Origin of the sequence: Thauera aminoaromatica S2, assembly GCF_000310185.1 — a bacterium.
GTDB classification, from domain to species: Bacteria; Pseudomonadota; Gammaproteobacteria; order Burkholderiales; family Rhodocyclaceae; genus Thauera; species Thauera aminoaromatica.
The window spans coordinates 1-9925 of sequence record NZ_AMXD01000136.1 but is presented as its reverse complement, the minus strand read 5'-3'; the positions used below and the strand labels follow the sequence as shown (position 1 = coordinate 9925).

The window sequence follows — 9925 nt, the reverse complement described above, 5'->3', positions numbered from 1 at the left end:
CGAGCAGTTCGGGGCGGCGCGGGGCCGGGGGGGAGGCGGGCATCGGGGGCGGGCGGGCAAAAGCGCATTTTACCTGCGCGGGCGGGGGGCGCCGGCGGTGGATTCTTGCTGCGATGATCGATCTGCCGCACCTCCGCCACGTCACCCGGCTGCGGCGGCCGGCATTCAAGCCCTCAACGATGCTCGAATCTCGGCTTCCGCTTTTCGGTGAACGCGGCAAGCCCCTCGCGAAAGTCATGCTCGGAGAAACACGCGTGGAACAGCTCGCGCTCCAGGGCAAGGCCGGCATCGAGCCCCACCTGCGCCCCATTGACCGCGGCCTTGATCCTGCAGGCGACCGGGCTCGAGTACGACGCCACCAGCCGGGCGACCGACATGGCAGCGGCTTCGAGCGCCTCATCCGGAACCACGCGCGACACCAGGCCGGCGACAAGCGCCTCGTCCGCGCTCAGCGCGCGCCCGGTGAGCAGCAGATCCATCGCGACATGCTTGCCCACGACCCGCGCCAGCCGCTGCGTACCGCCCGCGCCCGGCATGGCGGCCAGCGTGATCTCGGGGTGGCAGAAGCGCGCCGAAGCGGCGGCGACGACGATGTCGCACATCTCCACCAGCTCGCACCCGCCACCCGCCGCCAGTCCCCTCACGGCAACGATCAAGGGCTTCCGGAGCCGGGGTGGCGCGGAAACGCAGCCAACAAACCCCATCGCCCTGGCCTGTTCGGCGCTCATGTCCAGCATCTCCCGGATGTCCGCCCCGGCACAGAAGTGCTTCAGCGACGTGGAGATGAGGATCGCCCGCACGTCTTCGCGCGCGTCCAAGGCCAGGAGCGCATCGTCGATTTCCTTGCAGAACTGCAGGTCCAGCGCATTCAGCGCATCGGCGCGATTCAGCTCAAGATGGCCGACGCCATCAGCGCATTCGACGGCAACCGAGGTCATTGTCGTTGTCTCCGCTGTATGCAGATTCAAGAATTTCGTTGTCCGCTTGGAATGACTGCAGTCGACCCAGAGCTGCCGCATCCCGACATGACAACCCTGCGACCGCTCTAGGCTCTATGCCGTTTCCAGTGGGAATTGACTTCTCAACAAACATGACGGTAGCGCCCGTAGTCGCGGGCGACGGCCGGCACCAGGGGGTTCTGCGGTAGATGCTTGAGCTTGGACATGCGCAGGTAGGCCATAGCAATGAAGTTCTCGATGTTGCGGAAGCCGCGAGCGGCAGTCTTGGTCTGCTGGAGCAGGCCGTTCATCGCTTCGACGTAGGCGTTGCTGCGTCCGTCGAGCATGCCGCGCACGACGCCGCCGAGGTGCTCCTTCAGGGTGAGCGCCAGCCGCTTGAAGGGCTCCAGGCGGCTGCGGCGCGCCCAGCTCAGCCATTTGCTCATGGCCCCTTGCGCGATCTCTTCGTTGTTGCTCGCGGCTGCATCGCGATAGACCAGCCGCAGTGCCTGCTTCAGGCGCCAGGCGCGCGCGCTCTTCAGATTCGAGCGTTGCAGCCAGTGCATCGCCTCGAACTGGGCATGGGTCCAGCCCACCGGGTTCTTGCGCATGCCCCACAGCAGCTGTCGCAGCGTCTTCTTGCTCTGCGCGCCGACCGCTTCGCGCACCGCTGCCGCCGAGCTGCGCATCTCTTCGCGACGCACCTCGTCCATCGCCGCGTTGGCCAGCGCCACGACATGAAAACGGTCGTAGCTGATCCGGGCATTGGGCAGCGACTGGCCGATCCCCTTGGCGTAGGCCGCGCTCATGTCGATACAGGCATGCTCGATGGCCAGCGGATCGCCACCGTGCGCACGCATGTCCTGGGCAAAGGCCTGCAACGTCGCGTGATCTCGCCCTGGTGTGGCGAACAGCAAGCGCTTGGCCTCGAGGTCATGCACCACGGTGATGTACTCGTGCCCGCGCTTGACGCTGGTCTCGTCGATCCCGACGTAGCGCACGCCCGACATGTCGTCCTTGGCACGGGCCACCTCGACGTAATGGCGCACTCGACGCCACAGGCGCTTCGGAGCGACCCGCAACTGGTTGGCTGCCTGACGCACCGGCATCTCCCGGCACAGCGACAGGCTCAGCGCCTCGAACAGCAGGGTAAAGCCGCTCCCCTCACGCGCCCACGGCACCGGCAACTGCGTGGTCTTGCCGCAGCCCTTGCACTGCACGCGCGGGATCTCGGCATGCAGCCACGCTTCGAACTGAAAGAAGTCCAGGTGACGCCAGCTGCGCCGCACGCGGTCGTGGATCAGCTGGTGCTCGACCCCACACGCCGGACACGTCGCACGACCGCCGGTGTGCTCGACCTCGAAGTCGATCCGGCGCTTGGCTGTGTTGAGCTCGACCTTGGCGACGTGCCAGGGCGGCTGCAGGCCGAGCGCGGTGGTGAAGAGGGCTTCAATCTGGGTGTTCATGCGGTGCGAGGTCAGCGTCAGTGTCGGGCGGTTGTACCACCGATCATCATGTTTGTTGAGAAGTCAATTCCCACTGGAAACGGCATAGAGCCCCGCTCTACGCCATGAAGCTGCCCCACTCAGGCGATGACCGCGACCGATTTAACCTGAGCCCACATCGCCAACCCCGGCTGAATCTGAAGCTCCTCAACCGATTTCCAGGTCACGCGCGAAATCAGGGTGTCCCCGCTGCAGCGAACCCGCACGAGTGCCTGCGCCGGATGGCTGTCGGCCAAGACGGCGTCGACCACGCCGGGGAGATGGTTCTGGATGCTGCTGCGCGTCGGCTGATCGAGCGTCAGGCTCACATCCCGTGCAAGGATGCGCAGGCGAACCCGGTTGCCGGGCACCAGGCCGATGTCACGCACCAGCACGCAGCCCGCCGATAGCTGAACACGCGCGAGGTGCCAGCGCGAATTGCACTCCTGGACGACGCCTTGGATGACCGTGCCTGCCTCCTCGTCTGCCAGGGCAGGCAAGTCGCCCTGAGCAAGCACTTCGCTGATGGGGCCGGCGGCGACGGCCTGCCCCTTGTCGAGCACCACGACCTCGTCGGCCAGTCGGCTCAGTTCATCCATCGAATGCGTGACGTAGAGCATCGGTATCGCGAGCTGGTCACGCAGGCGTTCGAGCCAAGGCATGATCTCGCGCCGGCGGTGAAGATCCAGGGAGGCGAGGGGTTCATCGAGCAGCAGCAGTCGCGGCTCGGTAACCAGGGCGCGTGCGATGGCCACGCGTTGACGCTCGCCGCCCGACAGTGCCTGCGGACGACGCTTGAGCAGCGCGCGAATACCCAGCAGATCGACCGCCTCATCTAGCGTGTTGCGGTCCGCCGATGTGGCCGTGCGACGCAGCCCATACTCGAGGTTGCGCTGCACATCCAGATGCTCGAACAGGCTGGCCTCCTGGAAGACGTATCCGAGGAGGCGGCGCCAGGTGGGAACGAATAGGCCCCGCTCGTCGTCCTGCCACACCGCGTCGCCGATCCTGACGAAGCCCGACACAGCACGCTCGAGCCCGGCTACACAGCGCAAGATGCTGGTCTTGCCCGACCCCGACGCCCCAAACAGCACCGTGATGCCTTTGCCAGGAAGGTGAAGATCGACATCGACATCGAACTGCGCGCGCGGCAGCTTCAGGCGGATCTGGTTGATATCAGCCATCAACGCATCACGCTCGCGCCGTTGCGCTTGAGCAACGACAGGCACAGCAGGACCACGAAAGAAAAGGCCACCATGCCGCCCGCCAGCCAGTGAGCCTGCGCGTACTCCATCGCTTCGACATGACCATAGATCTGAGTCGAGACCACGCGTGTCTTGCCCGGGATGTTGCCGCCGATCATCAACACCACCCCGAACTCGCCAACGGTGTGCGCAAAGCTGAGGATGGCGGCGGTGAGCAGACCGGGCCGTGCGAGCGGCAGCGCCACGCTGAAGAAAGCGTCGAGCGGGCTCGCGCGCAGGGTGGCGGCAGCCTCAAGCGGCCGGGCACCGATGGACTCGAAGGCGTGTTGAATCGGCTGCACGGCGAAGGGCAGCGAGAAGATGATCGAACCGATCAGGAGGCCGGTGAAGGTGAAGGACAACGTACCCCAACCCAAGGCCAGGGTCAGCTGCCCCAACGGCCCCTGCGGCCCCATCAACACCAGCAAATAGAAGCCCAGCACCGTCGGCGGAAGCACAAGCGGCAAGGTCACCACCGCGCTGATCGGTGCCCGCCAGCGCGAGCGTGTCTGTGACAGCCACCACGCCAGCGGTGTCGCGACGAGCAACAGCAGCACGGTCGTCAGTGTCGCCAGTTCCAGCGTCAGCCAGACAGCCTGCCAGGCGTGGTGGTCCAACATGGTGAGGCTCAGAGCCCGTAGCCGTAGGAACGAATGACCGCCTTCGCCGCATCGCCCTGCAGATAGCGCATCAACTCGGCTGCCGCCGTGTTGTCCTTGCCCTTGGCCAGGATCAGCGCATCCTGGCGGATCGGTTCGTAGAGCGTTTCAGGCACCATCCAGGCCGAGCCCTCGGTCAGGCGGCCTTCGGCATACACCTGCGACAGCGCGACGAAACCCAGCGGCGCGTTCTGGGTGGCGACGAACTGATAGGTCTGGCCGATGTTCTCGCCCTGCACGAACTTGCTGCTGAGCGCATCGGCCAGGCCAAGCTGCGTCAAGGTCTGCATCGCCGCCGCACCATAGGGGGCTAGCTTGGGGTCGGCCAGTGCGATGCGTTCGAACGAGCCCGTGCGCAAGACTTCGCCCTTGTCGTCGACCAGGCCCGGCTGCTTGCTCCACAGCACGAGCTTGCCGATGGCGTAAGTGAAGCGGGTGCCCGCCACGCCTTCGCCTTCCCGTTCCAGACGCGCAGGCGTCTCGTCATCGGCGGCGAACAGGACCTCGAACGGAGCTCCATTCTTGATCTGCGCGTAGAACTTGCCCGTCGAGCCGAAGGACAGCGCAAGCTTGTGCCCCGTCTCCTTCTCGAAGGCTGCGGCAATCTTCTGCATCGGCGCGGTAAAGTTTGCGGCGACGGCCACGCTGAGCTCAGCGGCTTGCAGGGGCGCGCTCAGGAACAGACCCGCCATCAGGACGGCAGCAACTGGTTTCATGGCTATACTCGCTATTCACAAAAGGAATAGCGAGTATAGCCAAGCTTTTCTGGTGAGGGGACAATCCGCGCATGAACCCTTCACCTTCTCTTCAGTTTGACGCCGCCCTCGGGCATGACGCCACGGACAAGCGTATCGATGTGCTGCGTCGCATCGGGTCGGTTGGATCCATCTCCGAAGCGGCGCGCGGCGCCGGCATCAGCTACAAGGCGGCCTGGCAGGCCATCGAGACCCTCGGCAACCTCGCCGGGACGCCGCTGGTGGAGAAGGCGGTGGGCGGCAGCGGCGGCGGCGGCGCACAACTGACGGCGGCAGGGCATCGGCTGCTACGCGCCTTCGATCTGCTCACGGCAGCCCGCCACGCAGTCCTGACTCAGCTCGATCAAGAGCAGGGCAGCAATCCTCCCGCGCTTGGCCTGGCCGCGCTCGGGCTGCGAACGAGCATGCGCAACCAACTGCCCTGTGTCGTTGCCGATGTGAGCACAGCAGGCGCTGCAGTCAGGGTCGAACTCGCGCTCTCGGACGGAACGCGGCTTGCATCGCGCATCACCCAGGAAAGCGCGCAACTGCTGGACCTCAGAAAAGGCATGGCGGTGCTCGCCTTGTGCAAGGCGACGGCGGTCAAGATATTTGAGGTGGAGGCTGCGACCCATGCCAACAACGTGCTGCGCGGTCGCGTGGTTCGCGTCTCCGGGGATGCCGGAGCGGCAGAGGTGAGCTTGCAGCTGAGCTGTGGCTTGTCGATGGTGGGGTTCGCAGGCGACGACGGAGGACTCAAGGTCGGTCAAGATTGCGTGGCGCAGGTCGATGACTCTGCCGTCGTCATCGCACTGGCGGGCTAACCCATACACGTGAACTGCCAACGAACCAGTGGCAGCAGTCAGTGCAACACCGGTCCTCGGAAAGCGTGGCTAAGCCGTTCGAGCTGAGACAGCTCCTGGCCGAACTGAGACACCCTCCCGCTGCAACGGAGCCTTGACTCAATCGAGTTCGCCTTCCGCGAAGACGTTGCGCAGGTGCCGCCGGATCACCGTCCGGTCCCGGCCGAACAACTGGCTCAACTGCTCCTGGCGCAGCCAGACGGTATCGCCTTCCAGCCTGACCTCGACCGTGCCGGCATCGCCGCGGTAGATGACGAGTTCGCTCATCCCGCCAGCCCCTCGATCATCTGCTTGATCCGGTCCATCGAGCGCTTCAGGTCGGCGTCGATCTCCGCCAGCGGCCGCGGCGGCTCGAAAACGTAGAAGTGGCGGTTCAAGGGGATCTCATAGCCGATCCGGGTCTTGTCGTGGTCGATCCAGGCGTCGGGGGCGTGGGACAACACCTCGCGCTCGAACCAGGCCTGCACGTCCTCGAACAGCGGCACGTTCTCGGCGTCGCGCAGCGGGCGCTCGATGGTGATCGTGCGGTAGCCGAAGTCCTGGTTGCGGAAGACGCGGGCGATGGGCACACGCTTGACCTTGCCGCCCGCGGGCGCGGCCGGGCAGCGCACCTCGGGGAAGAGGGTCACGCGCGCGAGCTCCTTGCCCTGGGCGTCGCTCACCACCGCCTGCTCGGCTTCGAGGAATTCGCCGAGCAGGCGGGTGATCTCGCCGATGTGGGTCTCGGACAGCGTGTTGCCGAGCACGATGTTGCGCACGTCCTGGCCCTTGATCAGCATGTCGGCCTTGCAGATGGCGTAGGACTCGGGGTTGAGCTCCTGGCCGAACATGGTGAGGCGCGCGCCGGGCTTGATCTCGTGCAGGTGCTCGCCCGTCACCGACAGCATGCCGCCGGTGCCGGCGGTGGGGTCGTAGATGGTGCGCACGATGCCGGGCTTGGACAGCGCCTCGTCGTCCTCGATGAAGAGCAGGCTCACCATCAGGCGGATGAGCTCGCGCGGGGTGAAGTGCTCGCCGGCGGTCTCGTTGGAGATCTCGGCAAACTTGCGGATCAGCTCCTCGAAGACCAGGCCCATGTGCACGTTGTCGACGCGCCTGGGGGGAGCTCGATGTGGGCGAACTTTTCCACCACCAGTTAGAGCAAGAGCAGCCCGGCCTGCTCCTTGTCGCGGTGTTCGGCGAGCACCGCGGCCTTGGTCGGCGCCAGCACGCAGTCGAGCCGGCGCAGCACGGTGAAGGGCAGGATCACGCGGCCGTATTCGGACTGCTTGAAGTCGCCGCGCAAGAGGTCGGCGACCGACCCGATGAGGGTGGAGAGGGCTTGCTGGTCATGGGGTCGGGGTCGTCGGGCGGGGATCGCCTGCGATTATGGGCAGGACGATTGGCCGGCCCACGCTCGACTGCCTCGCACGGGACACCGGGCCGGACATCCGGCGGGCGGCAGAACTGCCGTCCAGTCTTGGTCCGACGTTCCACCCTGCGGAACATTTTCAGATCGCGCAGCTTTTCTCGAGAATTGAATTAAATTCATGAAACCGGCCAGAAGCCGGGTTTATTCCAGGAGACAGACAATGAAAGCAGCGCTCGCGACCCTGCTGATCCCGGTGGCAACGCTCGCCATCGGCGTCCAGGCCGGCCACGCCGCCTCGCCGGTCCAGCACGACCGCCCCAACATCCTGCTGATCATGGCCGACGACCTCGGCTACACCGACCTCGGCAGCTACGGCAGCGAAATCGCCACTCCCAACCTCGACACCCTGGCCGACACCGGGGTCAAGATGACCCAGTTCTACGCCTCGCCGTTCTGCTCGCCGACGCGCGCGATGCTGATGTCCGGCACCGACAACCACCTCGCCGGCTTCGGCGACATGGCCGAGCTGATGCTGCCCGAGCAGCGCGGCAAGCCGGGCTACGAGGGCTACCTCAACGAGCGCGTGGTGCCGATGGCGCAGGTGCTGCGCGATGCCGGCTATCGCACGCTGATGACCGGCAAGTGGCACCTCGGCGTGCCCGAGCAGTACAGCCCGGCCGCGCGCGGCTTCGACCAGTCGTATGCGCTGGTGCATGGCGGCTCCAGCCACTGGAGCGACGGCGCGGGCATCGTCGCCGCCGATCCGGCCAAGCCGCCGAAGGCCATCTACCGTGAGAACGGCAAGGAGACGACGCTGCCGAAGGACTTCTTCTCGTCCGACTTCTTCACCTCGCGGCTGATCGAGTACATCGACGCCGGCAAGGGTTCGGGCAAGCCCTTCTTCGCCTACCTCGCCTTCACCGCGCCGCACTGGCCGCTGCACGCGCACGACGCCGACATCGCCAGGTACGAGCAGCGCTACAAGGACGGCTACGACAAGCTGCGCCGCGAGCGCCTCGAGCGCATGAAGAAGCTCGGCCTGGTGGCCGCCGACACGCCGGTGTTCGAAGGCCACCCGCTGTGGCCGAAGTGGGACAGCCTGAGCGCGGCAGAGAAGGAATCCGAGGCCAGGCGCATGGCGGTGTACGCCGCGATGGTCGACAACATGGACCAGAACATCGGCCGCATGCTCGACTACCTGAAGAAGACCGGGCAGCTCGACAACACCTTCATCTTCTTCCTGTCCGACAACGGCGCCGACGGCAACTCGGTGTACGACGTGGCGCGCACCCGCGAGTGGATCCACAAGGACATGGACAACAGCATCGCGCACATCGGCAAGTCCGGCTCCTACGCCGAGTACGGGCCGGGCTGGGCGCAGGTGGGTTCGACGCCGTTCCGCATGTTCAAGTCCTTCATGTACGAGGGCGGCATCGCCGTGCCGGCGATCGCCTGGGGCCCGGGCGTCAAGGGCGGCAAGCTCGAGTCGGCGATGGCCCACGTGACCGACATCGCGCCCACGCTGTTCGAGCTCGCCGGCGCGAAGCACCCCGGCACCGAGTACCAGGGCAGGCCCGTGCTGCCGCTGCGCGGCGCCTCGATGCTGCCGCTGCTGCAGGGGCGCGGGCAGGCCGTGCATGGCGCGGACAAGGCGATCGGCTGGGAGCTGGGCGGGCGCAAGGCGCTGCGCAAGGGCGACTGGAAGATCGTGTCGGCGAACCAGCCCTGGGGCACCGGCGACTGGGAGCTCTTCAACGTCGCGCAGGACCGCAGCGAGAGCCGCAACCTCGCCGCCGCCAACCCGCAGAAGCTGGGCGAGATGCTGGTGGCCTGGCGCGACTACGTGCGCGAGACCGGCACGCTGGAGATCCCCAACCTCGCCAACCGCCCCGGCTACAGCAACGGCGCGAAGTACTACGAGGACCTGAAGTACGAGGCCACCCTCGTCCCGCGCACGGCCAAGCCCTGAGCGCATGCGCCTGCCCGCCCTGCTCCTCGCCTGCATCCTGATGGCGCCGGCCGCGTTCGCGGCCGCCCCGCAAGCGGGGGCGCGGCCCGACCACGTCGCCGACCGCGACTGCCTCGCCTGCCACCCCGACCAGGCGGACGCCTGGGCCGAATCGAAGCACCGCCATGCGATGCAGCCGGCGACGGCGCAGACCGTGCTCGGCGACTTCGGCGAGGCCGGCTCCGGCGAAGTCCACTTCGGCGAGGGTGCGGCGGCGGCGCGCTTCTACCGCCGCGGCGGCGACTTCATGGTCGCCGCGCAAGGGCCCGACGGCCGCACGCAGGCGCTCGCGGTCAGCCACGTCTTCGGCATCCGGCCGCTGCAGCAGGTGCTGCTGCCGCAGCAGGGCGGACGCCTGCAGGCCTTCACGATCGCCTGGGATACCACGCGCAAGGCCTGGTTCTCGCTGCACGCCGACGGCCCGGTCGCCCCGGGCGACAACCTGCACTGGAGCGGGCGCTACCAGAACTGGAACCTGATGTGCGGCGAGTGCCACACCACCGCCTACCGCAAGGGCTACGACGACGAGCACGACCGCTACGCCACCACCTGGGCCGAGGCGAACGTGGGCTGCCAGGCCTGCCACGGCGCCGGCCGCGCGCACGCCGAGAGCGCACGCAGGCGCGCCGCCGCGGGCGAGCGCG

General features: G+C 66.8%; 11 protein-coding genes. 3 read left to right on the top strand and 8 right to left on the bottom strand.

Translation table 11 applies throughout. The features are described 5' to 3' along the window. Window positions 1-173: 173 nt before the first annotated feature. From C665_RS16085 to modA, 5 genes are all read right to left on the bottom strand, one after another. Entirely contained in the window at window positions 174-938 is a 765-nt protein-coding gene (locus C665_RS16085; protein ID WP_004322547.1) for an enoyl-CoA hydratase-related protein, read from the bottom strand. Window positions 939-1081: 143 nt separating this feature from the next. Continuing rightward, window positions 1082-2404 carry an ISL3 family transposase gene (locus C665_RS16080; RefSeq protein ID WP_004300719.1) on the bottom strand — a complete coding sequence of 441 codons (1323 nt, stop codon included), beginning with the start codon at window positions 2402-2404 and terminating at the stop codon, window positions 1082-1084. A gap of 119 nt (window positions 2405-2523) precedes the next feature. Continuing rightward, complete coding sequence (modC, locus tag C665_RS16075) at window positions 2524-3606, bottom strand: molybdenum ABC transporter ATP-binding protein (protein ID WP_004322546.1); 1083 nt, start codon at window positions 3604-3606, stop codon at window positions 2524-2526. Then, on the bottom strand, window positions 3606-4286 hold the full coding sequence (modB, locus tag C665_RS16070; RefSeq protein WP_004322545.1) for a molybdate ABC transporter permease subunit: 681 nt from the start codon (window positions 4284-4286) through the stop codon (window positions 3606-3608). Before modB ends, modC begins: the two co-directional genes overlap by 1 nt. A gap of 8 nt (window positions 4287-4294) precedes the next feature. Continuing rightward, window positions 4295-5041: a molybdate ABC transporter substrate-binding protein gene (gene modA, locus C665_RS16065; protein WP_040829457.1), complete on the bottom strand. Its 747-nt coding sequence runs from the start codon at window positions 5039-5041 to the stop codon at window positions 4295-4297. A gap of 71 nt (window positions 5042-5112) precedes the next feature. Between modA and C665_RS16060 the strand changes: the two genes are divergently transcribed. Continuing rightward, window positions 5113-5883 carry a TOBE domain-containing protein gene (locus C665_RS16060; protein WP_040829454.1) on the top strand — a complete coding sequence of 257 codons (771 nt, stop codon included), beginning with the start codon at window positions 5113-5115 and terminating at the stop codon, window positions 5881-5883. A 138-nt stretch (window positions 5884-6021) separates the two neighbouring features. Here the strand turns inward: C665_RS16060 and C665_RS16055 are convergent, their stop codons facing one another. From C665_RS16055 to C665_RS21175, 3 genes are read right to left on the bottom strand one after another with little or no spacing between them, the layout of a single operon-like run. Beyond that, window positions 6022-6189, bottom strand: a complete 168-nt coding sequence (locus C665_RS16055; RefSeq protein ID WP_004322541.1) for a virulence RhuM family protein — start codon at window positions 6187-6189, stop codon at window positions 6022-6024. Then, window positions 6186-6998, bottom strand: a complete 813-nt coding sequence (locus C665_RS16050; protein WP_004322538.1) for an HsdM family class I SAM-dependent methyltransferase — start codon at window positions 6996-6998, stop codon at window positions 6186-6188. Before C665_RS16050 ends, C665_RS16055 begins: the two co-directional genes overlap by 4 nt. A 59-nt stretch (window positions 6999-7057) precedes the next feature. Beyond that, complete coding sequence (locus tag C665_RS21175; RefSeq protein ID WP_004322535.1) at window positions 7058-7207, bottom strand: type I restriction-modification system subunit M N-terminal domain-containing protein; 150 nt, start codon at window positions 7205-7207, stop codon at window positions 7058-7060. Window positions 7208-7493: 286 nt separating this feature from the next. On the opposite strand from C665_RS21175, the gene C665_RS16045 reads away from it, so the two are divergent. Then, window positions 7494-9242, top strand: coding sequence for an arylsulfatase (locus C665_RS16045; RefSeq protein WP_004322533.1), 1749 nt, complete (start codon window positions 7494-7496; stop codon window positions 9240-9242). A gap of 4 nt (window positions 9243-9246) precedes the next feature. Further along, window positions 9247-9925, top strand: a 679-nt coding sequence (locus C665_RS16040; RefSeq protein WP_004322529.1) for a multiheme c-type cytochrome, incomplete at its 3' end; no start/stop codon positions are given.

Bases quoted from the DNA above. Each gene is read 5' to 3' on its own strand.
- C665_RS16055 (WP_004322541.1), bottom strand. From the start codon at position 6,189: ATGAGCGAACTCGTCATCTACCGCGGCGATGCCGGCACGGTCGAGGTC.
- modA (WP_040829457.1), bottom strand. From the start codon at position 5,041: ATGAAACCAGTTGCTGCCGTCCTGATGGCGGGTCTGTTCCTGAGCGCG.
- modC (WP_004322546.1), bottom strand. From the start codon at position 3,606: ATGGCTGATATCAACCAGATCCGCCTGAAGCTGCCGCGCGCGCAGTTC.
- C665_RS16085 (WP_004322547.1), bottom strand. From the start codon at position 938: ATGACCTCGGTTGCCGTCGAATGCGCTGATGGCGTCGGCCATCTTGAG.
- modB (WP_004322545.1), bottom strand. From the start codon at position 4,286: ATGTTGGACCACCACGCCTGGCAGGCTGTCTGGCTGACGCTGGAACTG.
- C665_RS16080 (WP_004300719.1), bottom strand. From the start codon at position 2,404: ATGAACACCCAGATTGAAGCCCTCTTCACCACCGCGCTCGGCCTGCAG.
- C665_RS16045 (WP_004322533.1), top strand. From the start codon at position 7,494: ATGAAAGCAGCGCTCGCGACCCTGCTGATCCCGGTGGCAACGCTCGCC.
- C665_RS16060 (WP_040829454.1), top strand. From the start codon at position 5,113: ATGAACCCTTCACCTTCTCTTCAGTTTGACGCCGCCCTCGGGCATGAC.
- C665_RS16050 (WP_004322538.1), bottom strand. From the start codon at position 6,998: ATGGGCCTGGTCTTCGAGGAGCTGATCCGCAAGTTTGCCGAGATCTCC.